Origin of the sequence: Kitasatospora atroaurantiaca (assembly GCF_007828955.1) — a bacterium.
GTDB lineage: Bacteria > Actinomycetota > Actinomycetes > Streptomycetales > Streptomycetaceae > Kitasatospora > Kitasatospora atroaurantiaca.
The window spans coordinates 3410091-3436945 of sequence record NZ_VIVR01000001.1; the positions used below are offsets into that span (position 1 = coordinate 3410091).

At 73.5% G+C, this 26855-nt stretch carries 21 protein-coding genes and 1 pseudogene; 3 read left to right on the forward strand and 19 right to left on the reverse strand.

What is annotated here, in order from left to right; translation table 11 throughout:
* Positions 1-21: 21 nt before the first annotated feature.
* The 7 genes from FB465_RS15720 to FB465_RS15750 form a co-directional block, all read right to left on the reverse strand.
* Positions 22-1611, reverse strand: a complete 1590-nt coding sequence (locus FB465_RS15720; protein WP_145791279.1) for an alpha/beta hydrolase — start codon at positions 1609-1611, stop codon at positions 22-24.
* Positions 1612-1751: 140 nt separating this feature from the next.
* On the reverse strand, positions 1752-2867 hold the full coding sequence (locus tag FB465_RS15725) for an alpha/beta hydrolase (RefSeq protein WP_145791281.1): 1116 nt from the start codon (positions 2865-2867) through the stop codon (positions 1752-1754).
* 178 nt (positions 2868-3045) lie between these two features.
* Positions 3046-4254 carry a DNA polymerase III subunit delta' gene (locus FB465_RS15730; protein WP_145791283.1) on the reverse strand — a complete coding sequence of 403 codons (1209 nt, stop codon included), beginning with the start codon at positions 4252-4254 and terminating at the stop codon, positions 3046-3048.
* A 75-nt stretch (positions 4255-4329) separates the two neighbouring features.
* Positions 4330-5529, reverse strand: coding sequence for an acyltransferase family protein (locus FB465_RS15735; protein WP_145791285.1), 1200 nt, complete (start codon positions 5527-5529; stop codon positions 4330-4332).
* Positions 5530-5666: 137 nt separating this feature from the next.
* Positions 5667-8795, reverse strand: coding sequence for a dTMP kinase (gene tmk, locus FB465_RS15740; RefSeq protein ID WP_145791287.1), 3129 nt, complete (start codon positions 8793-8795; stop codon positions 5667-5669).
* 127 nt (positions 8796-8922) lie between these two features.
* A complete protein-coding gene (gene topA, locus FB465_RS15745; protein WP_145791288.1) occupies positions 8923-11769 on the reverse strand; it encodes a type I DNA topoisomerase in 2847 nt (948 codons plus the stop codon).
* Positions 11770-12227: 458 nt separating this feature from the next.
* A complete protein-coding gene (locus tag FB465_RS15750) occupies positions 12228-12728 on the reverse strand; it encodes a DUF3592 domain-containing protein (RefSeq protein WP_145791290.1) in 501 nt (166 codons plus the stop codon).
* Between the two features lie 267 nt (positions 12729-12995).
* Between FB465_RS15750 and FB465_RS15755 the strand changes: the two genes are divergently transcribed.
* Both FB465_RS15755 and FB465_RS15760 read left to right on the forward strand, forming a co-directional pair.
* Entirely contained in the window at positions 12996-13595 is a 600-nt protein-coding gene (locus tag FB465_RS15755; RefSeq protein ID WP_145791292.1) for a hypothetical protein, read from the forward strand.
* Between the two features lie 210 nt (positions 13596-13805).
* On the forward strand, positions 13806-14411 hold the full coding sequence (locus FB465_RS15760; RefSeq protein ID WP_145791294.1) for a hypothetical protein: 606 nt from the start codon (positions 13806-13808) through the stop codon (positions 14409-14411).
* A 96-nt stretch (positions 14412-14507) separates the two neighbouring features.
* Here the strand turns inward: FB465_RS15760 and FB465_RS15765 are convergent, their stop codons facing one another.
* The 5 genes from FB465_RS15765 to bldG form a co-directional block, all read right to left on the reverse strand.
* The gene (locus tag FB465_RS15765; RefSeq protein WP_145791296.1) at positions 14508-16040 is read right to left on the reverse strand and encodes a DUF7059 domain-containing protein; all 1533 of its coding nucleotides are present in this window, start codon (positions 16038-16040) and stop codon (positions 14508-14510) included.
* A gap of 88 nt (positions 16041-16128) precedes the next feature.
* On the reverse strand, positions 16129-16860 hold the full coding sequence (locus tag FB465_RS15770; protein WP_145791298.1) for a hypothetical protein: 732 nt from the start codon (positions 16858-16860) through the stop codon (positions 16129-16131).
* A gap of 92 nt (positions 16861-16952) precedes the next feature.
* A complete protein-coding gene (locus tag FB465_RS15775; protein WP_145791300.1) occupies positions 16953-17321 on the reverse strand; it encodes a cyclophilin-like fold protein in 369 nt (122 codons plus the stop codon).
* Positions 17322-17486: 165 nt separating this feature from the next.
* Entirely contained in the window at positions 17487-17909 is a 423-nt protein-coding gene (locus tag FB465_RS15780; RefSeq protein WP_145791302.1) for an ATP-binding protein, read from the reverse strand.
* Positions 17910-18094: 185 nt separating this feature from the next.
* Positions 18095-18436, reverse strand: coding sequence for an anti-sigma factor antagonist BldG (bldG, locus tag FB465_RS15785; RefSeq protein ID WP_144382955.1), 342 nt, complete (start codon positions 18434-18436; stop codon positions 18095-18097).
* Positions 18437-18656: 220 nt separating this feature from the next.
* Here bldG and FB465_RS15790 point away from each other — a divergent pair, with 220 nt between their 5' ends.
* Entirely contained in the window at positions 18657-20987 is a 2331-nt protein-coding gene (locus FB465_RS15790; RefSeq protein WP_145791304.1) for a DEAD/DEAH box helicase, read from the forward strand.
* Positions 20988-21256: 269 nt separating this feature from the next.
* Here the strand turns inward: FB465_RS15790 and FB465_RS36955 are convergent.
* The 7 genes and pseudogenes from FB465_RS36955 to ssd all read right to left on the reverse strand — a co-directional run.
* Positions 21257-21568, reverse strand: a pseudogene (locus tag FB465_RS36955) (Rv3654c family TadE-like protein); the annotation flags it as partial.
* The gene (locus FB465_RS15800) at positions 21568-21912 is read right to left on the reverse strand and encodes a TadE family type IV pilus minor pilin (RefSeq protein ID WP_342791806.1); all 345 of its coding nucleotides are present in this window, start codon (positions 21910-21912) and stop codon (positions 21568-21570) included. The gene FB465_RS15800 and the pseudogene FB465_RS36955, both read right to left, overlap by 1 nt.
* A gap of 28 nt (positions 21913-21940) precedes the next feature.
* Positions 21941-22243, reverse strand: coding sequence for a DUF4244 domain-containing protein (locus FB465_RS15805; RefSeq protein WP_425461180.1), 303 nt, complete (start codon positions 22241-22243; stop codon positions 21941-21943).
* Positions 22244-22284: 41 nt separating this feature from the next.
* Positions 22285-22923, reverse strand: coding sequence for a type II secretion system F family protein (locus tag FB465_RS15810; protein WP_170290598.1), 639 nt, complete (start codon positions 22921-22923; stop codon positions 22285-22287).
* Between the two features lie 158 nt (positions 22924-23081).
* Positions 23082-24050 (reverse strand): type II secretion system F family protein, encoded by a 969-nt coding sequence (locus tag FB465_RS15815; RefSeq protein ID WP_145791311.1) that lies wholly within the window; start codon positions 24048-24050, stop codon positions 23082-23084.
* A gap of 158 nt (positions 24051-24208) precedes the next feature.
* Entirely contained in the window at positions 24209-25447 is a 1239-nt protein-coding gene (locus tag FB465_RS15820; protein ID WP_211785977.1) for a TadA family conjugal transfer-associated ATPase, read from the reverse strand.
* A gap of 110 nt (positions 25448-25557) precedes the next feature.
* Positions 25558-26673 (reverse strand): septum site-determining protein Ssd, encoded by a 1116-nt coding sequence (ssd, locus tag FB465_RS15825; protein WP_145791312.1) that lies wholly within the window; start codon positions 26671-26673, stop codon positions 25558-25560.
* Positions 26674-26855 lie beyond the last annotated feature (182 nt).

The window sequence follows — 26855 nt, forward strand, 5'->3', positions numbered from 1 at the left end:
CGGCAGCTGTTGAAGCGGAAATTACTTCGCGCAGCGCGTCCCCGTGGCCGGTGCGTCCCCGCCCAGCAGGTAGCGGTTGACGGCGCCGTCGATGCAGCCGTTGCGCCGCCCGTACGCGGTGTGCCCGTCCCCCTCGTAGGTGAGCAGGCGGCCGGAGTCCAGCTGGGTGGCGAGCGACTGCGACCACGCGTACGGCGTCGCCGGGTCGCGGGTGGTGCCGACCACCACGATCGGGGCCGCTCCGGCGGCCCGGACGGTGTGCGGCACACCGGTCGGCCTGACCGGCCAGTACGCGCAGGCCAGTGCCATCCAGGCCATGTCGCGGCCGAAGTGCGGGGAGGTCTTCTCGAAGTCCGGCACCGCGCGCGCGGCCTCGTCCGGGGTGGCGAAGGGCGCGGGCAGGTCGAGGCAGTTGACCGCCATGTTCGCGAACATCAGGTTGGGGTACGTGCCGTCCGAGGAGCGCTCGTAGTAGTCGTCGGAGAGCTTGAGCAGCCCGGTGCCGTCCCCCGCCTTGGCGGTGGTGAGCGCGGTGCGCAGCTGCGGCCAGAGGAACTCCGCGTACATCGCCTGGATGACGCCGGTGGTGGCCTGGGACTCGGTCAGCCTCCGGCTGGAGTCGGTCGTCAGCGGCTTCGCGTCGAGCTGCTTGAACAGGGCGTCGAGCTGCTCGCCGGCCTGCTTCTCGTTGGTGCCGAGCGGGCAGTCGTCGCGCTTGACGCAGTCCTTCGCGAATGCGGCCCAGGCCGTCTCGAAGCCGCCGGCCTGGGCCTTGTTGCCGGCCATCGCGTCGAGCGAGGGGTCCATGGCGCCGTCCAGCACCATCCGGCCGACCCGGGAGGGGTAGAGCCCGGCGTAGGTGGCGCCGAGGAAGGTGCCGTACGACTTGCCCAGGTAGTGCAGCTTGTCGTCGCCCAGCAGGGCGCGCAGCACATCCATGTCACGGGCCGACTCGACGGTGCTGACGTGGCCCAGGAAGGTGCCCGACTTCTGCTGGCAGGCGGCCGCGAACTCCTTGTCGGCCGCCACCAAGGCGTCCTTCTCCGCCTGGTCGTCGGGGGTGATGTCGATCGCGGTGTAGGCGTCCATCCGGTCGCCGCCGAGACAGGTCACGGGGCTGCTGCGGCCGACCCCGCGCGGGTCCAGACCGACCAGGTCGTACGCGGCACGGACCCCGGAGTCGTAGCCCTTGGCGACGCTCTCCACGTACTCGACGGCCGAACCGCCGGGGCCCCCGGGGTTGAGCACCAGCGAGCCCAGCCGGTCGACCCCGCCGGTGGCGCGCTTACGGGCCGCGCTCAGCGTGAGCTCGCCGCTGCCGGGGTGCTCGTAGTCGAGCGGGACCTTGAAGGTGGTGCACTCGAACTCCTCGTCGCAGGAGTTCCAGCTGAGCTTCTGGGCGTAGTACGTGGCCAGCGCCGCCGGGATCGCGGTGGGGAGCGGTGCCAGCGGGGCGGCCACGGCCGGGACGCCGTCCGAGGACGAGGAGGACGAGGTCGCAGAGGTCGTGGGGGCGGCGGACGGCCCGGTGCCTGAGGAGCACCCGGCCAGGAGCATTGCGGCGGCGGCCACGGCGGCGGGCACGAAGCGGGTCTGCCGGACAGCTCGCATGCTGGTTCTCTCTCCCCTCGGGCACCGGCCGACCGGCCGGCGGAGCCCGTCACTGATCAGCGACCGGCTGAGCTGAGCGTAGCGGCCCGCAGCGGCCGGGACTGGCAACCGACGCAGCCGAGATCACCGGGCAATCGAGGTCACGACGGCCGGGCGAGGGTCTCCGCCAGGTACTGCACCGCGATCCTGACCAGCCGCAGCCGCTCCCGGTCGGGCGAGTAGTCCTGCACCACGTCCGAGATCCGTACGTCCGCCCTGGCGGCCCGCCCCTTGCCGTCGTGCAGAGCGGTCTGCAGCTTGCGGGCGGCGGCCAGGCCGTCCGTGTCGCCCTTGGCGGCGGCCAGCAGCAGGCGGGCGGCGGCGGACCCGGGGGCCTCGGTGCCGGCTGCTGCGAGGGCGGGCGCGTCGTAGCGGCCGGAGACGGCGGCGGCCGCGCCGTAGAGGTCGGGGCGGGTCAGTCCGGCGGCGGCCGCGCACGGAGCACCCCCGTCGATACCGAGCACACCCCATCCGCCCGGCCCGGCCGGCAGGGTGCGGAAGGCGGCGCCGACGGCGGTCCGCAGCGCGGCATCGTCCGCCACGGCCTGCGGAGCGGCGGCGACCAGTTCGCAGGGGTGCGCGGTGCCGCTGGGCGACTGCGGGGCGACCACCACGAAGGGGCGCGCCTTGCCGAGCTTCACGGCGGAGGAGATCCCTTCGAAGACGTCGGGGAGCTCGGCGTCGGCGGTCTTCCTGGCACCGCCCGCGTGCAGCACGATCACCGGGAAGCGGGCCTTCTGGTCCGCCCGGTACTCGGCGGGCAGCCAGACCCGGACGGCGCGCGGCCGCCCGTCCGGCCCGGCCACCGCGCCCTCCAGCAACTCGCCGCCTGCGGGGCGCCCGACGGTCGAGAACTTGGTGACCACGGGGGTGATCTCGGGGGAGGACGAGGGCGTCACGGGTGGTGCGGCCGCCCGGGCCGGCGAGGGTGCGGCGGCGGGCGAGGCGGGGGCCGGCGCGGTCTCGGCCGCCGCGCGGGCCTGCTGGACGGAGCCCGTCCCCCGCCCGTCCAGCGCCAGGACCACCATCAGTGCCGTCACACACATCCCGCAGACCACCGCTCCGCCCGCCCGGAGCAGCAGCGGCCGCTGCTCGGCGGCCAGCTCGTACGTCTGCGCCGACCGCAGGTCCCGCCAGCGGGCCAGTGCGGCCCTGGCCAGCCAGCTTCCGGCGACGGCCGCCACCAGGAGGGGTACGACGAGGAGCGGACGGAGCATGGGACGCACCACCTCGGGAGAACCGGTACCGGTCAAGCCCGACCACAGCGGCTCGGACCACGGCGTACTCGGTCCACAGGGTGCAAGACGATCCGCCCAGGGGTGCGTGGGGCTCCCGGGCGGCGTCCGACGTTCACTCCAACGAGTGACGTAACGGAGCGTCAACCGGCCCCGGCGGTCAGCCCGCCCGGAGTGCCACGGTCATTGCCTCGACGGCCAGCAGCGGGTCCACGTTGCGGTCCAGCGCCTGACGGCAGGCCAGCACGGCCTCGATGCGGCGCAGCGTGTTCTCCGGTGTGCCGCCCGCGGCGACCTTGGCGAGCGCCGGGCGCTGGTCCTCGTTGGCCAGGGCGCCGGTGGAGCCGAGCTGCACGGCCAGCACGTCGCGGTAGAAGCCGAGGAGGTCGAGCAGTGCGACACCGAGCGTCTCGCGCCTCGTCCGGGTGGCCCGGCTCTTCTGGCGCTTCTCCAGCTCCTTCACCGCGCCCGCCATGCCGCGCGGTGCCCGGCTGCCCTCGGCCGCGCCGTAGGCGGCCTTCAGATCGTCGGTCTCCTTGGCGTCCTGGGTCTCGGCGAGCGCCTCGGCGTCGGCCTTGGCGGTGTCGACCAGCCGCTGGGCGGCGGCCAGGCAGCCGCCGATGTCGCCGACCTCCAGCGGGATGCGCAGCACGTCGAGGCGCCGGGCGCGGGCCTGGTCGTCGACGGCGAGGCGCCGGGCGCGCTCGACGTCGCCCTGCCCGGCCAGCGCCGCGAGCCGGGCGGTCTCCGGCTCGACGCCGTCGCGCCGCATCAGCATGTCGGCGACCGCCTCGGCGGCGGGCGTGCGCAGCACCAGCAGGCGGCAGCGGGAGCGGATGGTGGGCAGCACGTCCTGCACAGAGGGCGCGCAGAGCAGCCAGACGGTGCGCGGCGAGGGCTCCTCGACGCCCTTGAGCAGCGCGTTCGCCGCCGCCTCGGTGAGCCGGTGGGCGGCGTCGACCAGGATCACCGACCAGCGGCCCCCGGTCGGGTAGCTGGAGGCACGCAGCACCAGGTCGCGCATGTCGCCGACGCCGATCGACAGGCCGTCGGTGCGGACGTACTTCACGTCCGCGTGGCTTCCGGAGAGCACGGTGTGGCAGCCGTCGCAGAACCCGCAGCCGGGCACCCCGCCCAGGTCGAGGTCCGGGCTGGTGCACTGCAGCGCGGCGGCGAAGGCCCTTGCGGCGGTGATCTGCCCGGCGCCGGGCGGGCCGGTGAACAGCCAGGCGTGCGTCATCAGCGAGGCGTTGCCCTCCGCGGGCGCGCCGGTACGGCCTGCGGCCGCGGTGGCCCGCGCGGCCCGGGCAGCGGCGGTCAGCTGCTCGACCACCCGATCCTGGCCGACCAGGTCGTCCCACACACTCACGCCGCACTCCCTGCCGCCACCGCCACGCCCTCCTTGCCGCCAGCGGGCAGGAGGGGTCCTTCGTCCCGGTCGAGCCTAACGCCGGGCGCCGACATCGGATCCCGGCCGGGGCTCCGATCTCGGCCGGGGCAGGGCGGCCTCCCGGTCCACGGTCCGCATCCGCTCGAAGGAGCGCCGCAACTGCCCCTTCATCCAGCGCGAGAGGGGCTGCTCGACGTACCGGTTCACCGCCCAGGAGGCCGCGAGCATCAGGACCAGCAGCGAGCCCGCCAGCACCCACGGGTTCACGTCGTACCGGAGTTTCTCGATCGCCTCCCACCCGATGTACTCGTGCAGCAGGTAGAGCGGGTAGGTGACGGCTCCGGCGGTGGAGAGCCAGCGCCAGTCGATCCGGCGGAACCAGTCCAGCGCGACACCGGCCATGAGCAGGTAGAACACCGCCAGCAGCGCGGTCACGCCCCACTCCGGCAGCGCGTACGCCGAGTTCGCGGCGACGAAGCGGTAGGTCGGCTGGGTGGCCCGGACGCCCGCCAGGAAGGAGAAGCCGACCAGCAGCCAGAGCAGCAGATCGGGGCCGAACCGCCGCATCAGGTGGAAGGCCATCCCGCCGATGAAGAACCAGCAGTACTCCGGCATCGCCAGCGCCTGCAGCAGCGGAACGCCGGGCAGGCCGTACGCGAGCACCCCGGCGGCCGCCCAGAGGAAGCAGAAGGCCAGCACCTTCCGGTACGACAGCCCGAGCCAGACCACCACCGCGAAGATCAGGTAGAACCGGGCCTCCACCCAGAGGCTCCAGTACACGCCGTCGACGTACGGGGCGCCGAAGGGGTACTCCAGCATGGTGAGGTTGGTCAGCACGTCCGGCCAGGACCGGGGCACGGTGGCCCCCGGGACCAGCGCCACCACCAGGGTGGTGGCCGCCACGGCGAACCAGTACGCGGGGAAGAGCCGGACCACGCGCGAGGTGAAGAAGTCCGAGAGCGAGCGGCCCCAGCAGCTCAGGCAGATCACGAAGCCGCTGATCAGGAAGAACAGCTGCACCCCGAGCCAGCCGTACGAGGCCGGCAGGTACAGCACGGGGAAGGCCTCGGCGCGCGGCCGTCCCCAGTCGGAGCCGAACGCCACGTAGTGGTAGAGCACCACGAGCAGGACGGCCAGGAAGCGCAGCCCATCCAGCACGGCGAGCCGCCCGCCCCGGGCCGGAGGCTCCGGGCGCTCCGCGCGCTTCACGGCAGGGGTGGTGTCAACGCGGGAGCCGGGGTCGGTGACGGTCACGAGCGTTGGGTTCCCTCAGCAGACGAGCAGACGGCAGAACGGGCATCGCAGTCTCTCAGAGCGCGATGCCCGTCCGTCGCCCGGGTTGTCCGCACAAGCCCGATACGTCACGGATCCGAACTGTTGTCGGACAGGGCCTAGTCGCGTCCACCCCGGCGCTTGCGACCCTTGCCGCGCGGGTCGTCCGGGGTGCCCGGCTCCTCCTGCTGCCACTGGGCCCACTCCTCGCGGGAGCCGAGCAGCGTGTCGGTCAGGCTCGGGAGGTCGTCCATCGGCGTCTCCTCCGCCCAGGAAGGACGCTGTCGCGGCTCCACGACCGGCAGCTCGCGAGTGACCTCGGCGGGCTTCACCGCGGCGTCCTCGACCCGGGGCAGCACCGCCGTCTCGTCGGCGGCGGGGACCTTGGGCAGCACGGCCGTCTCGTCGGCCGCAGGGACCTTGGGCAGCACGGCCGTCTCGTCGGCCGGAGCGGCCTTCGCCGCCTCGGCCGCCCGCACGGCAGCCTGCCGGTCGCGCTCGGAGATCTCCTGCGTCGCGTCCTCGGTGTCGGCGACCTGCGGCAGCTCCATGGTCGTCGTGTTGCTCTCGGCAGCATCAGCAGCCGCAGTGGCAGCAGCGGCGGCCTCCGCCGCCTCGGCCTCCGCCTTCAGCCGGGCCTCCTCCGCCCGCTGCAGAGCCTCCTCGGCCCGTCGGCGCTGCTCGGCGCGCTGGAGGTCGCGCTGCCGCTGGAACTCGGCCTGCGCCGCGGCCTCGGCCGCCAGCCGCTCCTGCTCGGCCGCCTCGGCCTTGCGCCGCGCCTCCTCCTCAGCCCGCCGGACGGCCTCCTCCTCGGCACGCTTCTTCGCCTCGGCCTCCGCCTTGAGCCTGGCCTCCTCGGCCGCCTTGCGCGCCGCCTCGGCGGCGGCCCGCTCGGCCTCCAGCTTGGCCAGCCGGTCCTTCTCGGCCTGCTCGGCGCGGAGCTGCTCCAGCAGTTCGAGCCGCTTGCGCTCGGCCGCCTCGGCCTCGGCCTTCTGCCGGGCCTCCTCGGCGGCCCGCCGGGCGGCCTCCTCGCGGGCGAGGCGCTCCTGCTCGACCTGCGCGGCCTTCTCCTGGCCGGAGAGCGGCAGCTCGCGGTCGAGCCGGTGGCGGATCGCGGTGGTCACGAAGGCGGGCTGCTGGCCGCCGTCCACCACCAGGTAGCGCGCCGGGTCGGCGGCGGCCAGGGCGAGGAAGCCGGCCCGGACCCGGGAGTGGAACTCGGTCGGCTCGGACTCGAGCCGGTCCAGCGCCTCGGTGAAGCGTTCGCGCGCCGCGTTCGGGTCGACGTCCAGCACGACCGTCAGGTCGGGCACCAGACCGCCGGTGGCCCAGCGTGAGATACGCGCCACCTCGGTGGCGGCCAGGTCGCGGCCCGCGCCCTGGTAGGCGATCGAGGAGTCCATGTACCGGTCGGTGATCACCACCGCGCCGCGCTCCAGCGCGGGACGGATCACGTTCTCCACGTGCTCGGCCCGGTCGGCCGCGTAGATCAGCGCCTCGGCGCGGTGCGAGAGACCGGTGTTGCCGACGTCCAGGACGAGCGCGCGCAGCCGCTGCCCGATCGGGCTGCCGCCGGGCTCGCGGGTGAGCACCACCTCGTGGCCCTTGCTGCGGATCCACTCCGCCAGTGCGTTGGCCTGGGTGGACTTCCCGGCGCCGTCGCCGCCCTCCAGGGCGATGAAGAAGCCGGTGCCGCTGGTGCGGTGCGGGGGCATGGCGGCCGCCCCGCGCAGCGACTGCACCAGCTCACGGCCGAGCGGGACGCTGCCCCGCTGGTCGTCGGTCTTGAGCAGCACCACGGCGGCCAGCACCAGCGTCAGCAGCCCGGCGGTGGCGATGGCGAGCGCGGCCCCGCCGTGGATGAAGGTGAAGCTGCCGGGCTTGACCTGCCCGTACTCGACCTCGCCGTACGCGGCGGCGATCAGCGGTACGACGATCAGCGCGCTCGCCACCACGGCCCTCAGCACCGCGTACAGGTGCTCGGTCACCCTCGGCAGCCGGGCCTCCTCGACCTCCTGGGCGAGCAGCGTACGGCCGGTGGCGATGACGACCCCGGCGGCCAGCCCGGCCAGCACGGTGAGCAGCAGCACCAGGACGAAGTCCAGCACCAGCCCGGCCAGGATCAGCGCCACGCCCGCCGTGAGCAGGGAGAGCGCGAGCAGTCGGCGGCGCGAGAGCGCGGGCAGCGTGACCCGGCTCAGCCGGACGCCGAGCGCCGGCGCACCGGCGGCGGCGAGCACCAGCAGGCCGTAGCCGATCGGGCCGGCCCGGTGGTCGACGGCGGTCAGCAGCGCGAGCGCGGCGACGCCGGCCATCGAGGCGTACGCGGCGGCCACGGAGAATGTGAAGTAGGGGGCGGAGCCGGTGCGGCCCTTGCTCATGGCCGGGCCGGGCGTGGCGTCCGTGGGGGCTCGCAGGCCCTGCAGCGGCGAGCGCGGCACGGCGGACGTCCCGGCGGGCAGCTCCTGCAGGAAGATCAGCACGGCGGACGCGGTGAACAGCACGGCCGCGCCGACACCGGCCGAGGTGACCTGGTTCGCCCGCAGCCAGTGCGAGCCGAGCGCGGCGAAGATGTTGTTGAGGAGGGTCAGCCCGACCAGCACGGCGGCCGCGAGCGGGATGGTCGCCCAGCCGGTCCGCAGGTCCAGCGTGCGCACCGAGTCGAGGTTGGCGGCGGACGGACGCTGCTCGGACGGCGGCGCGTAGGGGTTCGCGGCGGGCAGCAGGGCCGGGACGGCGGCGCCCTTGGCGACCGTCCAGACCCGCTCGGCGGCGCCGGTCAGGAAGGCCGTGCCGAGCAGCAGGTAGACGGCCGAGTCGTCGGCCCAGGTGAGCCACCACGGCGCGATGCCGATCAGCACGGCGCGGAAGACGTCGGCGCCGACGAGCGTCCAGCGGCGGTCCAGCTTGGTGCCGACCAGGTTGTGCACCGGGCCGAGCAGCGCCGCGCCGAAGATCAGGGTCGCGAGCAGCCGGGCCGCGAAGACGGCCGCGATCGCGAGGGCCTCCGCCCGGTAGCCGTGGCCGAACTGACCGCCGACCACGGCGGCTACCCAGGTCAGCGCGAGCAGTACCAGCAGTCCGAGCCGGTCCCCGGTGCCGCCGACCAGCTGCGCCGTCCACAGCCTCCGGTACGGGCGAAGCCGCAGCAGCGCGCGGGCCCGCTCGCCGGGAGTCCCGGCCGGGGCGACCTCGGGGAGATCTGGTGCGCCGGTGCTCGTGGGGGTGGGCTGCTCCTCGCTCGTCATACGGTCAGGGTAGCGGTCGGGGCTTGCTACAAAAGGGGGGTAGGGGGCTCCGGAACGCTGTCATGACACGGTTGTGACGCACCGCGGGCCCGCACCTGTCGGCGCGGGCCCGCGGTGACCTGGAGGATCAGCTCTCGTCGGGAGCCGCCGCCGTCTTCTTGGCGGCCACCTTCTTGGCGGTCGTCTTCTTGGCGGTGGCCGTCGTCTTCTTGGCGGCGGTCTTCTTCGCGGCCGTCTTCTTGGCCGCCGTGGCCTTGGTGGCCGTCGCCTTCTTCGCCGGGGCCTTCTTGGCCGCCTTCTTCACCGGCCCGCGGGCCCGCTTCTCGGCGAGCAGCTCGTAGCCGCGCTCCGGCGTGATGGTCTCGACGTCGTCGTCCTTGCGCAGCGTCGCATTGGTCTCGCCGTCGGTCACGTACGGGCCGAAGCGGCCGTCCTTGACGACCACCGGGCGCTCGCTGACCGGGTCGTTCCCCAGCTCCTTGAGCGGCGGGGCGGCCGCCGCCCGGCCGCGCTGCTTGGGCTGGGCGTAGATGGCCAGGGCCTCGTCGAGGGTGACCGTGAACAGCTGGTCCTCGCTGGTCAGCGAGCGCGAGTCGGTGCCCTTCTTGAGGTACGGGCCGTAGCGGCCGTTCTGCGCAGTGATCTCCACGCCCTCGGCGTCGGTGCCGACCACCCGGGGAAGCGAGAGCAGCTTGAGGGCGTCCTGCAGCGTGACGGTGTCCAGGGACATCGTCTTGAAGAGGGAGGCGGTGCGCGGCTTGACCGCGTTCTTGCCGGTCTTCGGCGTGCCCTCGGGCAGGATCTCGGTGACGTACGGGCCGTAGCGGCCGTCCTTGGCGACCAGCATGTTGCCGGTCTCCGGGTCGTGGCCGAGCTCGAAGTCGCCGCTGGGCTTGGCCAGCAGCTCCTCGGCCAGCTCGACGGTCAGCTCGTCCGGCGGCAGCTCGTCCGGGATGTCGGCGCGCTGGCCGGGCTCGCCCTCGACGGGCGAGGCCTTCTCGACGTACGGGCCGTAGCGGCCGACCCGCAGGGTGATCTCCTCGTTGAGCGGGAAGGAGCTGATCTCGCGGGCGTCGATCGCCCCGAGGTCCGTCACCAGCTCCTTGAGGCCGCCGAGGTGGTCACCGTCGCCGTTGCCCGCGTCGGCGGCACCGCCGGTGGCGACGCCCTCACCCTCGACCTCACCGAAGTAGAAGCGCTTCAGCCACGGCACGGACTGCGCCTCACCGGCGGCGATCCGGTCGAGGTCGTCCTCCATCCTGGCGGTGAAGTCGTAGTCGACCAGTCGGCCGAAGTGCTTCTCCAGCAGGTTGACGACGGCGAAGGAGAGGAAGGACGGGACGAGCGCCGTGCCCTTCTTGAAGACGTACTTCCGGTTGATGATCGTGTCGATGATCGACGCGTACGTCGACGGGCGGCCGATCTCCCGGTCCTCCAGCTCCTTGACCAGCGAGGCCTCGGTGTAGCGGGCCGGCGGCTTGGTGGAGTGGCCCTCGGGGTTCAGCTGCTCGGCGGCCAGCGGGTCGCCCTCGGTGACCTGGGGCAGGCGGCGCTCGCGGTCGTCCAGCTCGGCGTTCGGATCGTCGGCGCCCTCGACATAGGCCTTGAGGAAGCCGTGGAAGGTGATGATCTTGCCGGACGCGGAGAACTCCACGTCCTGGCCGGTCGCGGCCCGCCCGCCGACCTTGACGGTCACGGACTGCCCGACGGCGTCCTTCATCTGGGAGGCGACGGTGCGCATCCAGATCAGCTCGTAGAGCCGGAACTCGTCACCGTGCAGCCCGGTCTCGGCGGGCGTGCGGAAACGGTCGCCGGAGGGGCGGATCGCCTCGTGCGCCTCCTGGGCGTTCTTGACCTTGGACGCGTAGGTGCGCGGCGCGTCCGGCAGGTAGGAGGCCCCGTACAGCTGGGTGACCTGGGCGCGGGCGGCCGCGATCGCGGTGTCCGAGAGCGTAGTCGAGTCGGTACGCATATAGGTGATGAAGCCGTTCTCGTACAGCTTCTGGGCCACCTGCATGGTCCGCTTCGCGCCGAAGCCCAGCTTGCGGCTGGCCTCCTGCTGCAGCGTGGTGGTGCGGAACGGCGCGTACGGCGAGCGGCGGTAGGGCTTGGACTCGACACTGCGGACGCTGAAAGCCGTCTGCTCGAGGGCGGCGGCCAGCGCGCGGGCGGCCTGCTCGTCCAGGTGCAGGGTGTTGGCCGTCTTGATCTTGCCGTCCGGGCCGAAGTCACGGCCGCTGGCGATCCGCTTGCCGTCGACGGCGGCCAGGCGGGCGCCGAAGCTCTCCGGGTTTGCGGCGTCGGCAGGCGTACGGCCGGTGGAGAAGGTGCCGGTCAGGTCCCAGTACGAGGCGGTGCGGAAGGCGATCCGCTCGCGCTCGCGCTCGACCACGAGCCGGGTCGCGACGGACTGGACGCGGCCTGCCGAGAGCTTCGGCATGACCTTCTTCCACAGGACCGGCGAGACCTCGTAGCCGTAGAGGCGGTCGAGGATGCGGCGGGTCTCCTGGGCGTCGACCAGGCGCTGGTTGAGCTCGCGCGGGTTGGCGACGGCCTCCTGGATGGCGGCCTTGGTGATCTCGTGGAAGACCATCCGCTTGACCGGCACCTTGGGCTTGAGCACTTCCTGCAGGTGCCACGCGATGGCCTCGCCCTCGCGGTCCTCATCGGTGGCGAGGAAGAGCTCGTCGGACTCCTTGAGCAGCGACTTGAGCTTGGTGACCTGGGCCTTCTTGTCCGCGTTGACCACGTAGATCGGCGCGAAGTCGTGGTCGACGTCGACCCCGAGGCGGCGCACCTCGCCGGTGTACTGGTCCGGGACCTCGGCGGCCGTGCCGGGCAGGTCGCGGATGTGCCCGACGCTGGCCTCGACGATGTAGCCGGGGCCGAGGTAGCCCTTGATCGTCTTCGCCTTGGCCGGCGACTCGACAATGACGAGTCGCTTGCCGTGCGCGGTCTCGCTGCTCGGGGACACCTTCGCTCTTCTCTCCCGGTCGTTACGTGTTTGCGGCGCGGCCGGTGAGGGAGGGGTTCCGCCCGACCAGCCACCGTCCTGGGCTGCCGCTGTGCGACGGCCCCACCAGCGGAGTGTGACCGTACCCTGGCCACCCTTGTCAAACGGACGGATCCCGCTTTTTCACCGGCTAGGCCGACCGACGCCACTCGAACGGTAACCCGATGCCGTGCCTTTTCGCTGCGCAGCCGGGGGCATTCACGCCGCCGGAAGGGGGTGGCGGGGTGTCTCAGGGGCGGGATTCGGCCGCGTCGCGGGGCGGCGGGGGCGATGGGCGAAAGGCCGATTTACTGACGGTGAATCAGGCCGGGAGGCGGGTTCTGAGCTGCTGCGGGGTGCCCCCGCGCAGCGGGAGCCGGGGTGCGGGGCGTACTCGCGTCCGCCCCGGGGGGCGCCTCGGGGGTGGCTCGAGGGCCGGCTCAGCCGGCGAGAACCTCGCTCAGCAGGCTCAGGCCGCCGGCCAGCGCACTGGTACCGAGCAGTGTCCAGAAGATGTCGCTGGGCAGCGCCGGGGTGGTGTCGCCCGCCGCGATCACCACGCGGCTCGGGCGCCGGGCGTCGTACGCGACCCGGACCACGGCCCCGGGCGCCAGTCCGGCCGGGCGGCGCAGCGGGGTGTGTCCGCGGGGGCGGGCGAGCACCGTCTCGCCGCGGCCGGCCTCGGCCTCGCCCCGGCCCGCCGGGCGTCCGACGGAGGGCAGGACGGAGTAGGCGAGCAGCGGGGCGGTGTCGAGTTCGCCGTACGTGTCGCCGTAGGGCTCTCCGTACGGGTCGCCGTCCGCGACGACCCGCGCGGTGACGGGCACGCCGTGTCGGCGCAGGTGGTGGCGAAGGCGCAATTCGACGGCGCACCAGAGCAGCAGCGCGCTGCCGAAGAGGGTGAGAACGATCCCCGCTGCCATCGCCGTCGGCGTCTCCACAGTTCGTCTCCCCGCCCTCGCCCTGTCCACAGCCTTGTGGACGGGAGCGTTGCAGCCCGCGGACAACCCGGGACTGACGTTCGAAGTACGGTAGGGAACGCCGGGGGGACAGACGGGTGAACAGCCACGCCGCAGACCTGCCAGGACGCCGCCGGTGTCACAGCTCGGCAACGAGGGCTGTCGGCCGACGCCACCCCCGGGTAGACCTGACGGGGTGCCGCACAACGGCCGCTCACAACTGCACAGATTCCAGGGGGAACCTCAACCATGCCCGCTCGCCGACTGCCGGTCACTGCCGCGCTGCTCGCCGCCACCGCCCTCACCCTGACCGCGTGCGGTTCCAAGGGCGCCGCGACGGCAAGCTCGTCCGTGACGGTCTCGGACTCGCCCACCGCGTCGACCGCCTCCGCCTCGGCCTCGCCTTCCACATCGGCCTCGGCAGCGGCATCCGTCCCGGCATCGGCGTCCGGCTCTGCGCCGGCGGGCGGCGGGGGCTGTACCCCCCGGACCGACCTTCCCGGGCACAAGGTGATCCACGTCGTCTCGGGCGATGTGGCCGCCGAGCAACTCATGGCCAGCGCCACCAAGTTCAGCTGCGGCCCGAACACACCCAGCGGAGGCGCGTACACGCCCACCGGACCGACGGTGCGGTACTCGGCCGTCACCGAGATCACCGCCGATCTGGCCACCCTCCGGGGTGTGGGCGCCAATCTGACGGTGCCGTTCAGCCGACTGATCGAGCACGCCAACGACTGCACCGACCGGGGCGCCGTCGCCGAGCCGTTCAGCTGCTTCGGCAACAACTACGAGATCACCGTGGACTCCGCCGGGCAGATCACCCACATCTCGGAGCTCTTCCACCCCTGAGCCCAGGGCATGCCGTCGGGGCTGCCGCTGGACGCCGGCACCTGCAAGGCACCCCGGCGGCGCCCCCGGCGACACCCTGATCGGGCCCAGCCGTCACAACCGTGCAACAGCGGCAACCCCGAGCTCCGGTACCGCCGTGTAGGCCTGTGCCGGACGCCGCGCGTGCCCACCGGCGCTCGCCAACCGGACCGAACTCAGGGGGATTTCACCATGTCTGCTCGCCGACTGCTCGCCACCGTGGCCCTGCTCGCCACGGCCACCCTCACCCTCACCGCGTGCGACGGGGACGGGGACACGGGCGCGGGTCCGTCCGCCTCCGGCACTCCCTCGGCCACCGTCTCGGCATCCGCGAGCACCACGCCCACCGGCACGAAGCCCACCACGGGCAAGCCGAAGCCCCCCGTCACCGCCAAGCCCTCCACCTCGAAGGCACCCTCCGGGGACTGTACGGCCGCCGCCCAGCACCCCGGTCACAAGGTGCTCAACGTCGTCAGCGGCGCAGCGGGTTCGACCCAACTCACCGCGACCGCGACGAAGTTCGTCTGCGGCCCGAACGTGGATAACGACGGCTACTACGAGCCGGTCGGCGCCTCCGCCACCTACCAGCTCGCCGCCGGAGCCACCGCCGAGCTGGTCACCCTCGACAGCACCGTCTCCCAGCGCGCCGTCTCCGTCCCGCAGTTGATCCAGCACGTCAACGACTGTGCCCAGCACCGCGAGGTCGCCCAGCCGTACAGCTGCTTCGGCGGCAACTACGACATCACCGTGGACTCCGTCGGGCACATCACCCACATCTCGGAGCTGTACCACCCGTAAACCTGCTGCCCCGAGGCTCCCGGTCACGGCCGGGGGCCTCGGGGGCCTCGGGGGCCTCGGGGGCCTCGGGGGCCTCGGGGGCCTCGGGGGCCAGCGTCACAGCACCGGGTTCACAAAGCCCTGCTCGGTGAGCATCCGCAGCGACTCCGGCACCCGGTCACGCAGCATGACCCGGTCCTCGCCCAGCAGTTGGGCGATGGCGTCGACGATCTCCCCTGCGGTGAGCGTGCCGTCGCACACCCCGACGAAGCCCGCGCCGACCGTGTCGACCTTGGTCGCCCGCCGCATTCCGCGGTTGTGACGGAGAATCACGTGCTCGGGGTCCTCGGCGCCCGGCGCCCCGACCTGTTCCTGCACCACCTCGTCGGCGAGCACATAGCGCGAGGCCAGCAGCGCCGCGTCGTCGTGCGCCCGCAGGAAGTCCTGCCGCGCGAACCAGTCCTCGATGTGCGGGCCGAGCGGCTGCTCGACGGGATGCGGCCACTCCTCGACCCGTACGGTCGGCTGATCGGAGCCCCCGGCCCGCAGGGTGATCCAGCCAAAGCCGATCCCCTCCACCTCCGCCGCCTCGAAGGCGTCCAGCCAGTCGTTGTAGCGGGCCTGGTAGTCCGAGCCCGGGCTGCGGTGGTCCCCGCCGTCACGCAGCCACAACTCGGCGTACTGCGCGACATCCTGGACCTCGCGCTGCACCACCCAGGCGTCCAGTCCGGTGCCGGCCACCCAGCCCGCCAGCCGGTCGTGCCAGTCCTCACCCTTGACGTGCTGCCAGTTGGCCAGCAGATGGCAGTAGCCGCCCGGCTCCAGGTGCGCGGCGGCGCCGCGGACCAGGCTGCGGCAGAGGTCGTCACCGGCCATCCCGCCGTCGCGGTAGGTGAAGCGGCTGCCGGGCGAGATCACGAACGGCGGGTTGGAGACGATCAGGTCGAACTTCCGGTCCGCCACGGGCTCGAAGAGGCTGCCCTCGGCCACCTCGGTGTTCTCGAAGCCCGAGAGGGCGAGGGTCAGCCGGGTGAAGTGCAGGGCGCGCGGGTTGAGGTCCGTGGCGGTGACCCGCTGCGCGTGGCGTGCGGCGTGCAGCGCCTGTACGCCGGATCCGGAGCCGAGGTCCAGCGCCTGCCGCACAGGCCGGCGCACGGCCAGGTTGGCGAGCGTGGTGGACGCACCGCCGACCCCCAGCACCAGCTCCCTGCGGGCCACGCCCTGCGCGGTCTCTCCCGAGCCGATTCCGCCCGCACCCCCGACCGCACAGCCGAGGTCCGACACCACCCAGGCATCCGCACTGGGCAGGCCCGCGACCTCGTTGGCGTACGGGCGGACGTCCACGGTGGCCCGCACCTGGCTTCCGTCCTGGCTCAGCCAGCCGTCCATCAGGCAGTCCTCGACCGGCAGAGCGGCAGCCGCTGCGGTGTACGGGACGGGCTGCTGCAGCAGGAAGAGCCGCACCAGCGTCTCCAACGGGCTCCCGCCCCGGGTGGCCCGCAGCGCGGGCACCGCCTCGCTCCGGGCCAGCGCGGCGTAGCCGGTGGACCCGAGCAGGTCGAGGCATCCGTCGGCGGTGTAGGAGGCGGCGAGCAGGGCCTCGCGGAGCTTCGCGAGGTGGGTGAGGTCAAGAGCGGGGCTACTGGTCACCCGGCCATTGTCTCGCGGACGCGGCACCTCACCTCCGGAGGCGGAATCTCACCTCCGGAGGCGGGGTCTCACCTCCGGAGGCGGGGTCTCAGCTCTTCGACGGGGAGGCCGAGGGAGAGGCCGATCGCGAGCCGGACGACTTGGCGGACGGCGCGCCGGAGGAGGCGGCCGGGGCCGGGGCCGACGAGCCGGGGGCAGCGGCCGACGGCGACGCGCTACCGCCCGCGGTCTCCGCGGGCGCCGGCGTGGCGGCCGACGTCCCGGTGGCCGCGGGCGCTGCAGCCCCGGCCTTGCAGCCGGGCTGCTTGGCCATCGCCGTGCCGAGATCGCCGCTCTGGATCTTGTTCAGAGCCTCCGTCGACTGCTGGGCCAGGCGCTGCACCTGGTCACCGACGCTCCGCAGGCCGTCCGCGAACCTCGCCTGGTCGCCGTTGGGCAGCGCGTTGAGCTTCTTCTGGACGTCCAGGTAGCCCTGCGCCGCCTGCTTGAGCTCGCCCACCGCGCCCTGCTGCACCTGGTCGCCGCTGTCGACCTTCGGCGCGCCCGCCTTGTCGATCGCGTCGGCGAGCTGCTGGTTGGTCTTGGCCAGCGCCCCGAGGTCGGTCGAGAGCCGCTTCTGGAGATCCGCCGGGGATTCGCCCTGCTGGACCTTCCCGGTGTCGGCCAGCGCCGCCTGGGACTGTGTGATCGGAGCCTGGGCGGCCTCGCAGACCCTCTTCGCCCAGCTGCTGAGCTGCTCGGTGTTGTCGCCGCCGCACGCCACGGCGCCGAACGCCAGCAGCGCACCCATCGCGGGTACGGTCAGCAGTCGCTTCTTCACCGGGGAGCCCTTTCGATTGCGGTCATCGACCTGCGAACCTACACGGCCGCCCGGCCGGCCCGCAGGCGCGTACCGGGCTCCGGCGCCGTGAGCTACGCCCGCTCGACCCTGATGGCATCCCCGCTGCGGACGGTCCGCAGCACCTGCGGGTCACCGTCCAGCGCGCCGAGGATGTTGCACGGGCTGGCCAGCCGGCACTCGTCCCCGCGCGAGATCGGGGTGGGGCCGAAGGGCAGGGCCAGGCTGTCGCCGTCCGTCCAGAAGGCCACCGTGCCGGGCTCCACGACCTGCTGCGCACCGTCTTCCCGGGAAACGCTCACCGGGGTCTCGAAGTAGACCTCCTCGCCCCAGGTGCTGGCCGACGAACTGACCGGCAGGACCTCCCAGAGCGCCTCGGCGGTGGGCGTCGCGCTCAACGTGGCCGTCGTCTGACCGGCCGGCCACAGGATGCGTATCCGCATGGGGGTGTCCTTCTCTCGAACAGAACCGAGTCGAACCGAATCGAATCGAACCGGTCGCGCCGAGAGCAGGGAACCGCCATATTCAACATTTTGTCAACCAGTGTTCGCCGAGCGGGCGGGATTTCGCCGACCGGGCGGGATGGTGACAGCGGGACCGCGGCGGCGTCAGGCGCCCACGGCAGCCGTCGACACCGGCCAGCTCATGCGGATCAGGCCGCCGCCCCCTGCGCCGGTGGTGACCTCCAGGTCCTCCACCAGGCCGGTGATCACCGCGAGGCCCAGGGCATCCTCGTCGGCGTCGTCGCCTTCCCCGGAATCAGCCGCAGGCTGCCCCACCGAGCCGACCTCGTCCTCGACCTCGATGAGGAAACGCTTCTCCTGATCGGTCAGCGCGACCCGTACTGCGCCGTCCAGGCCGCCGCGCTGGTGCAGGGCCACCGCACGCGAACAGGCCTCGCCGACCGCGAGCCGCACCTCGTCGAGCACCGACTCGTCGACCCCGGCGCGTCTGGCCACCGCCGCGGCCACCAGCCGGGCGGTGCGCACGTGCTCGGGCAGCGCGCTGAATCGAAGTTCGACGGTTGCCATGTCTCCCCCTCCGGGGTTACTCCCCCACGCCTCGCGGAGGCGCTGGGGCGATGCCGGCCCCTCGCAGACCGGCGGGGCCGGGCGGCCCCGCCGGTACGCCGACGTCGTGGTACCTGCGTCGTGTCCACGTGCGTACGCTCCACGTGCCTACGCGCGGTACCGGGAATCGGCGTGCTGAAGGTGAATCAGTCGGTTGCCGCGACGGCGTCTTCCACCGAGGTGTGGATAGGGAAGACCTTGGTGAGGCCGGTGATCCGGAAAATCTTCAGAATGCGCTCCTGGTTGCACACCAGGCGCAGGGAGCCCTCGTGTGCACGGACTCGCTTCAGGCCACCCACCAGGACACCCAGACCGGTCGAGTCGAGGAAGTCCACGCCCTCCATGTCGACAACCAGGTGGTAGTTGCCGTCGTTGACGAGCTCGACCAGCTGCTCGCGCAGCTTGGGGGCGGTGTACACATCGATCTCGCCGCCAACCTCGACGACCGTACGGTCACCGACAGTGCGGGTCGACAGGGACAGGTCCACGGAACCTCCAGCACCTTGCCTTGCTACGTCATTGCGATCCTCGGCCGGGCGGCCGCCACCGCTGGGTCGCAGGCCGGGCACGACACGCCACGGCGTGGTGAGCCTCGGCGTTGCGACCCTCGGCCATGCGGCCGTCACGGCTTCATTCAACCACCTGTGACCATGCCCGCACGATGGCTTGGAGCGATTCTCCGTCCCTCCGGTGACACACTGGGTCCTCATGCCGCCCCGCCAACGCCCGCCCGAGGCCCTGCTCGCCGCTCTGTCCGCCGGCCGGGGCCGATCCGATCGCCTCACCCATACGGAGCATCTGCCTGCCCGTCAGGCCCGCTACGCCCCCTGGCCGGCGGGCATCCGGCCGGAGGTCGTGGCATCCGCGCAGGCCCTCGGGGTCGAGCAGCCGTGGGCCCACCAGGCCGAGGCCATGAAACTGGCCAGGACGGGCCAAACCATGGTGATTGCCACAGGTACCGCCTCGGGCAAGTCGTTGGGCTATCTGGCGCCCGTCCTCAGCGAACTGCTGGAGGGAACCGAGGCCCGGAACGGGCGCGGCGCCACCGCGCTCTACCTGGCGCCGACCAAGGCCCTGGCCGCCGACCAGCGGCGCCGCGCCGCCGAACTCGTGCCCGGCCGTGTCCGCGCCGCCCTCTACGACGGCGACACGCCGCCCGAGGAACGCGAGTGGGTCCGCCAGTACGCCTCGTACGTGCTCACCAACCCGGACATGCTGCACCGGGGGATCCTCCCCGCCCATGCCCGCTGGGCCTCCTTCCTCAAGGCGCTCAAGTACGTCGTCATCGACGAATGCCACAGCTATCGCGGCGTGTTCGGCTCGCACGTCGCCCAGGTGCTGCGCCGACTGCGCCGGCTCTGTGCCCGATACGGCTCCACGCCCACCTTCCTGCTCGCCTCGGCCACCACCGCCGACCCTGCGGCCACCGCGCAGCGGCTCACCGGGCTGCCGGCCGTGGCCGTGACGGAGGACGCCTCGCCGCGCGGCCCGCTGGTCTTCGCCCTCTGGGAGCCACCGCTCACCGAGAACGTCGGCGAGCACGGCGCCCCGGTGCGCCGGACCGCAACGGCCGAGGCCGGATACCTGCTCACCGAGCTGGTCGAGACGGGCACCCGGACGGTCGTCTTCGTCCGCTCCCGCCGGGCGGCGGAGCTGGTCGCACTGCAGGCCCAGGATCAGCTGGGCTCGCCGCTGGCAGCCCGGGTCGCCGCGTACCGGGGCGGCTACCTCGCGGAGGAGCGGCGGTCGATCGAGCGCGACCTGCACTCGGGACGCCTGCTCGGGCTCGCCTCCACCTCCGCTCTCGAACTCGGGGTCGACGTGTCGGGTCTCGACGCCGTACTGATGGCCGGCTACCCGGGCACCCGCGCCTCCCTCTGGCAGCAGGCCGGACGGGCCGGACGGGAGGCCCAGGGCGCGCTGGCGGTACTGATCGCCCGGGACGACCCGCTGGACACCTATCTGGTGCACCACCCGGAGGCCCTGTTCGCCACTCCCGTCGAGGCCACCGTGCTCGACCCGGACAACCCGCACGTCCTGGCCCCGCACCTGTGCGCGGCCGCCGCCGAACTCCCGCTCACCGACAGCGATCTGGAGCTCTTCGGGCCGTCCACCGGGCAGTTGCTCCCGGTTCTGGAGCAGCGCGGCCTGCTACGGCGGCGCGCCGACGGCTCCTGGTACTGGACCCGGCGCGAGCGGGCCGCCGATGCGGTGGACCTGCGCGGTGCCGGCGGCAACCCGGTCCAGATCGTCGAGGGCCCGACCGGAAGGCTGCTCGGCACCGTCGACGCGGCCGCCGCACACACCACCGTGCACACCGGCGCGGTCCATCTGCACCAGGGGCGTACGTACCTCGTACAGGACCTGGACCTGGAGACCTCGGTCGCGCTGGTCGAGCCCGCCGACCCGCCCTACACGACGTCCGCCCGGGACATCACCTCCATCTCGGTGCTCTCCACCGACACCACCGTCGACTGGGGTGAGGCCCGGCTCAGCTTCGGCTCGGTGGAAGTGGTCAACCAGGTGGTCGGGTATCTGCGGAAGCGGATCTCCACCGGCGAGATCCTCGGCGAGACCAAGCTCGACCTGCCACCCCGGACGCTCCGCACCCGGGCCGTCTGGTGGACCGTCACCGAGGACCAACTCCTCGATGCCGAGGTCCCGTTCGACCAGCTGCCGGGAGCGGCCCATGCGGCGGAGCACGCCTCGATCGGACTACTTCCGCTGTTCGCCACCTGCGACCGCTGGGACATCGGCGGTGTCTCGGTGCCGCTCCATCCCGACACCATGCTGCCTACCGTCTTCGTGTACGACGGCCACTCGGGTGGCGCCGGCTTCGCCGAGCGGGGCTTCCAGCGGGCGGAGCAATGGCTGGCGGCGACCCGGGACGCCATCGCGGCATGCGAGTGCGAGCGCGGGTGCCCCTCCTGCGTGCAGTCACCCAAGTGCGGGAACGGCAACGATCCGCTGGACAAGGCGGCGGCGGTCCGGCTGCTGGACGTGCTGTTGGCGGGTGCCCCGGGCAGGTCTGCGACCTGAGGCGGGGGGATGGGCGGGACCGGCGGGTGTGGCGGGGCCGGCAGGACGGTAGGGACCGGCGGGTGTGGCGGGACCGGCAGGACGGTAGGGACCGGCGGGTGTGGCAGGGCCAGCAGGACGGTAGGGACCGGCGGGTGTGGCAGGGCCAGCAGGACGGTAGGGACCGGAACGGGGGCGGCCTCCAGCTCGTCGGTACCCCAGGCCCAGACCGGTCCGGCCCGGGATCGGGCCCTGGCCGGACCCACCGGGATCGGCAGACCGCCCGTCGGCACCTCGACCACCACCTCCACCGCGTCGGCGCCCTGGTCCACCGAGCAGGAGACCAGCGAGGCCCGATGCTCGCCCGCGATCCGCGCCGCTCTCCCGCAGCCGCCGTCGGGGTCCAGCAGCAGGTGGTCGGCGGCGGCGAGCGCGGCCAGGTCCGCGGCCGACTCGGCACGGTGCCGGGCGGCCACCACCGACCCGACGGCAAGGCTCACCGCGAAGACCGCGCAGCCGAGCATGGCCAGTGCCACCAGCCACACCGTTGCCGAACCCTGGTCGGGAGGGGCGGCGGACGTCCTCTGCCTCAAGGCGGCCATCAGCCACCACCCCCGTCCTCGCCGATGACGTCCTCTCGTGCCGCGACCGCGGAGGCGCTCAACCGGAGGGACAGCACCGCCCCGAGGCGCCCCGGCCCTGAGCACGGCGCTTCCACCGTCACCCGTACGGTGTCGCCGTCCTGGGCCACCTGCACGGCTGCTCCGGCCGGGGCAGCCGCCTGAGCCAGGGCGGCCGCGTCCGCATCGCCGCGGGCGGCGGCCCGAGCCCCGACCCGGGCCGCGTCCACGCACCGGATCTCGGCTGCCGCTGCGACGACGCCCCAGATCAGCATCGCGGCGAGGAGTACCAGCGCCGGCAGGGCCACGGCGGTCTCGGCCGTCACGAACCCACCGTCGGACCGGTAGCGACGCTCAGACGGCATGGAGCGCCCGTTCCAGGAGTTCGCTCAAGGCACCCGAGACGGTGCCGCCGGTCACCACCCGGTAGAGGATCGCGGCGAAGGCGCAGGCGGCCACCGTGCCGACGGCGTACTCGGCCGTCGTCATCCCCGCGTCGCTGCGATCTCCGCGCAGTCGCGTGAGTCTGACGGAGAGCCAGCTCGACCGCCGTCGACAGAGTGCGAGGACCCGGCGGAGGCCGGCGCCGGCCCGCATGGCGGTAGCGGTCGCGGCGGTAGGGGTCATGGCGGTAGCAGGCGCGGCGGTAGCGGTCATGGCGGATCTCCTTCAGGGATTCGAGGATTCAGGTGGCCTGGTCAGATGCGCGGGGCGAAGAGGGTGGTCAGCCCCATCACCACCGGTACGACGCCGATCAGGATGAACGCGGGCAGGAAGCAGATCCCGAGCGGAGCTGTGGCGAGCACTCCGGCCCGCCGTACCCGCGCATGGGCGGCCCGGCTCGCCGTGGCCCGCTGGGCGTGTGCCAGCCCGGCGAGCGGGGCCGCCGGAGGGGCTCCGCTGACGGTGGTCCGGACGAGGCAGCGGGCCAGCGGGGCCAGGGGCGGACAGTCCGCGCCGAGCCGCTCCCAGCAGCCCTCCGGAGGCGCACCCAGGGCCAACTCGGCCGCCACTCCGGCGAGCCGCTCACTCATCGGCGAGCCCACGCTCCCGGCCACTGCCGCCGCCGCTACGGCCGGCGATGAGCAGGACCCGAGGCAGCCGGCGAGTAGTTCGGCCGTCAGCGGCAGCTGGCGGGTCAGCCGCTCCTGCTCCAGCGCGGCGCGCCGGGCGGCCGGTGACTGCACCCGCGGCAGCCACCTGCGCGCAGCGGCGCCCAACAGCACTCCGGCCAACAGGCCCGCTGGGCCTCCGACCAGCGCCGCCGCACCGAGCCCGGCCACGACCGGTACCGACCACTCGGACGCCGCCAGTCGGCCCAGCCTCTCAGCGCCCACCATCCTGGCGGCCGGCGCTCGCCTCCTTCGCCGCCGCTCCGGGCGACCGCCGGACACCGCGCAGCGGTTAATCCGGCGCCTGACCGCTCGTCGCCGACCGGCCTCCAGCGCCTCCGTCACAGCCCCGACCACCACGACCGGCAACACCAGTGCCGCGGTCACCACGCCGGCTCCACGCGGCCGACCCGAAGCCGTGAGAGCCCGCACCCGCCTCCGGTCGCGCTCAACGGCCGCTCGTCCGGCACATCCTCCGCCGCCCGTACGATCCGCGCCGTCCACACCAGGCCGGCCGCCTCCAGCAGCGCACCCACCAGCAGACAGACCAGCCCCGCCGGGGTGTGCAGCAGAACATGTACGGGCTCCGCCCCGAGCGCCGCGCCGAGCAGCAGCCCGATCAGCGGCAGCGCGGCGAGGACGGCGATGGTCGTCCGAGGAGCGGCCAGCTCGCCCGCGATCTCCTCGGTCAGGGCGCGCTCGGCCCGCAGCGCCTCGGCCAGTTGGTCCAGCCCGGCAGCCAGCCCGGTGCCGCTCCCGGCGGTGACCTCCCAGCAGGCGGCGACGGCTGCGGCGCCACGGCCGCCGGGGAGTTCGGCGACGGACCGCAGAGCCGCGGGGATGTCCCCGCCGTACCGGCCGGCCGCCAGCCGGGCGGTCGGCTCGGCCCCGAGACCACTCCAGAGGACGGTGGTCCGGGCGGTCAGGGTGTACAGGGCCTGCGCAGGGGTGGCGCCGCTGCGCAGCTCTGCCGCCAGCCCTGCGCAGAGTTCGATCACTGCGGAGGCCCTACGCCGGGCCTCGACCGCCAGCCGACGGCGGTCCCGCCACCGCCGCGCCGGCACCACGCCCGTTGCCACCACGATCAGCGGCACCGGCGACCGACTGGCCTGGGCGAGGGCCAACCCGAGGGGCAGGAGCAGCAGTTCTGGTACCAGCCAGAACGGCCGTGCCGCCCGGAGCCCCGCGAGCCAAATGCGCAGCCGGGTACCGGCCCCTCGGCCGGCGGACTCGGCGAAGAGCGCTCGGGTACGCCGGTCCGCCCGCGATCTCCGCCCGCGCCTCCGCCAGAGTCCCGCCATGGCCCCACTGAGGCCGACCGCCAACGCCAACGGCATCTGATGCCACGTCACCGCTGTCCCCTCTCGCCTTCACAACGCCTTCAGTAGCCATCGCGGCCGGTTCGGTTCGGCTCATGGCAGGCCCTTCGTCGCCGACTGCAGAAGCCGCCAGGCCGCCGCGGCCACCCCGCAGAGCAGCAAGGCCCAGAGCGCCTCCGCCTGCCGCCCGCTCATCGCAGTCCGCCGGGCAGGTCGATCCCCCGGACCGCGCAGCGCTGCCGCAGCCGGCCCCAGCCAGGGCCGGGCACACAGCCGCCGGCGGCGGTGAAGGTCATCGCGGGGACGGTCACCGCGAGTCCCCTCTCATCACCGGCGAGCAGGTGGAGTTCGGCCACCCGGCGCAGCCCCGTCCCCGCGTCGCGGACGAGGTGCACGACCACGTCCAGCGCTGCCCGCAGCTGGCTGTGCAGCGAGAGCCGGTCCAGCCCGGCAAGCGAGCCCAAGGCCTCCAGGCGCGCCGGGACGTCCGCGGCGGTGTTGGCGTGGACCGTCCCACAGCCGCCCTCGTGGCCCGTGTTGAGCGCGGACAGCAGGTCGACCACCTCCGCGCCCCGGACCTCCCCGACGACCAGTCGGTCGGGCCGCATCCGCAGCGCCTGCCGGACCAGGTCCCGAAGGGTGAGCTCGCCCAGCCCCTCCTGGTTCGGCGGTCGGCTCTGCAGCCGCACCACGTGCGGATGGTCGGGCCGGAGCTCGGCCGAATCCTCGGCCAGGACGATCCGCTCGCCCGGCCCGACCAGCCCGAGCAGCGCTGCGAGCAAAGTGGTCTTCCCGGTGCCGGTGCCCCCGCTGATCAACAGGGACAGCCTGGCCCGCAGCACGCCCGCGAGCAGCTCGGCTCCGACGGGAGGCAGGGCGCCGCCCGCCACGAGCTCGTCGAGGGTGAACGGCCTCGATCGACAGGTCCGCAGCGAGATGTGGGTGCATCCGGCGACGATCGGCGGAAGCACGGCGTGCAGGCGGGTACCGTCCGGGAGTCTGGCGTCCACCCAGGGCCTGGCGTCGTCCAGCCGTCGGCCGGCCGCCGTGGCGAGACGGTGCGCAAGATGCCGTACCGCGTTGGCGTCCGGGAAGCGGATGTCCGGCGCTCGCTGCAGCCCGCCCCCACGGTCGACCCACACCTCGTCAGGACCGTTGACCAGGACGTCCGTCACATCCGGCTCGCCGAGCAGGCGGTCCAGCGGACCGGCCCCGACCAGCTCGGAGCGGAGCGCGCGTACCGCGTCGAGGACGTCGTCGCCGCCGAGCGGCGGCCTGGCGGCCCTGAGCGCGGCCGCCAGGGAACCGGTGGTGGGCGCGGCGCCCGCCTCGGCGAGGCGAAGCCGCACGGCGTCGATCAGCGCCGCGGCCCGCTCCTCCGCCACCCGGTCACGAGCCGCCTCGTCCGCGGTGAGCGGGCCCTGTGGCACCCGGCCCGCCCCGGGGCGGGCACCAGGCCGTCGCGACCCCAGGGGCCGGCGGTGCGGCCCGGCGGTACTCGTGGCCTCGCCCGCTCGGGCCGGTCTGCGCAGACGGTCCGTCACAGCACACCTCCTTCCACCGCCGGCACCGGCGGCATGGCCTCGTCCAGAAAACTGCTGCAGAAGCGCGCGAGCGGGCCCCTCTCCCGGATGCCGGGCGGTGATCCGCGTTCGACGTCGATGGTCAGCCCGGGCTCCTGCGGCAGCTCTCCGGCCAGCCGCAGGCGCAGCCCTCGGGCGATCTCCGCGCCCGCCAGACCGGCCGGGCCCGGCACCCGGACCACCGCCCGTAGGTCCGATAGCCGCATCCGGGCCGCGGCGGCGACGCGGTCGGCCGCCGCCATCGCGCGCAGCTCGGCGGGCACCACCAGCAACCCGGTATCGGCCTGTTCGAGGGCCTGTCCGGCGGCTGCGTCGAGATGTCGGGGAAGGTCGAGGACGACCAGGCCGCCTCGTCTGCGGGCGGCCGCCAGCACGCTCCGCATGGCTTCGGGCGGCACGGCGAGCGTGTTGCCCCGATCCCAGGAGAGTGCGGTCAGGTGGTGCAGCACCGGCAGCGCCTTGGCGAGCTCGGCGCCACTGACCCGGCCCCGGGAGCCGGCCAGATCCGGCCAGCGCAGGCCTGCGGCGCTCTCGCCGCCGAGCAGCACGTCCAGCCCGCCGCCCAGCGGATCCGCGTCGATGAGCATGGTCCGGTGGCCGGAGCGGGCTGCGGTGACCGCGAGGGCGCAGGCCAGGGTCGACGCCCCGGCCCCGCCACGGCCGCCGAGCACGGCCACCGTCAACGCCGGCGGGCCGACCCCCTCGGCCGCGTCCGCGATCCGGTCCAGCAGCCACGCCTGGGCGTCCGGCAGGAAGAGCACGTGCTCGGCGCCGAGTTGGACGGCCCTGACCCAGACCTCGCAGTCATCGAGGTCGAGGCCCAGCAGCAGCACGCCTGCCCGGCGGCTCAGGCCCGCGCAGCGCTCGGCCAGGTCGTCCCCGACCAGTACGAGCGGAGCGCTCTCCCACAGCCCCTGCGGCGGCGGGGCACCGCAGAGCAGCTGAGGGTCGGTACCGGCGGCGGCGCAGAGCCGCAGGAGGTGCTCGGCGAGTGCCGCGTCCTCGGTCACGATGAGCGGGCCCGACGGGGCCGCCTGGTCGGCAGGCTGGCGATCGGTGGTCGGTGTCGACATGGCTGTCTCCCCCGGTGAGGCGCTGTCCAGACGCCGGGCCCGCCTGCTCGGCCCGCGCCTGCTGGCACGGCGTCAGCCGCGGCTCTCCCGGAAGAGAGGCGACTGCCCGGACACCAAGGTGAGGGCGGCGGCGGAATCCGTCAGCCCCCTTCCGATTCCCTGTGGACAACTCGGGGCTGTGG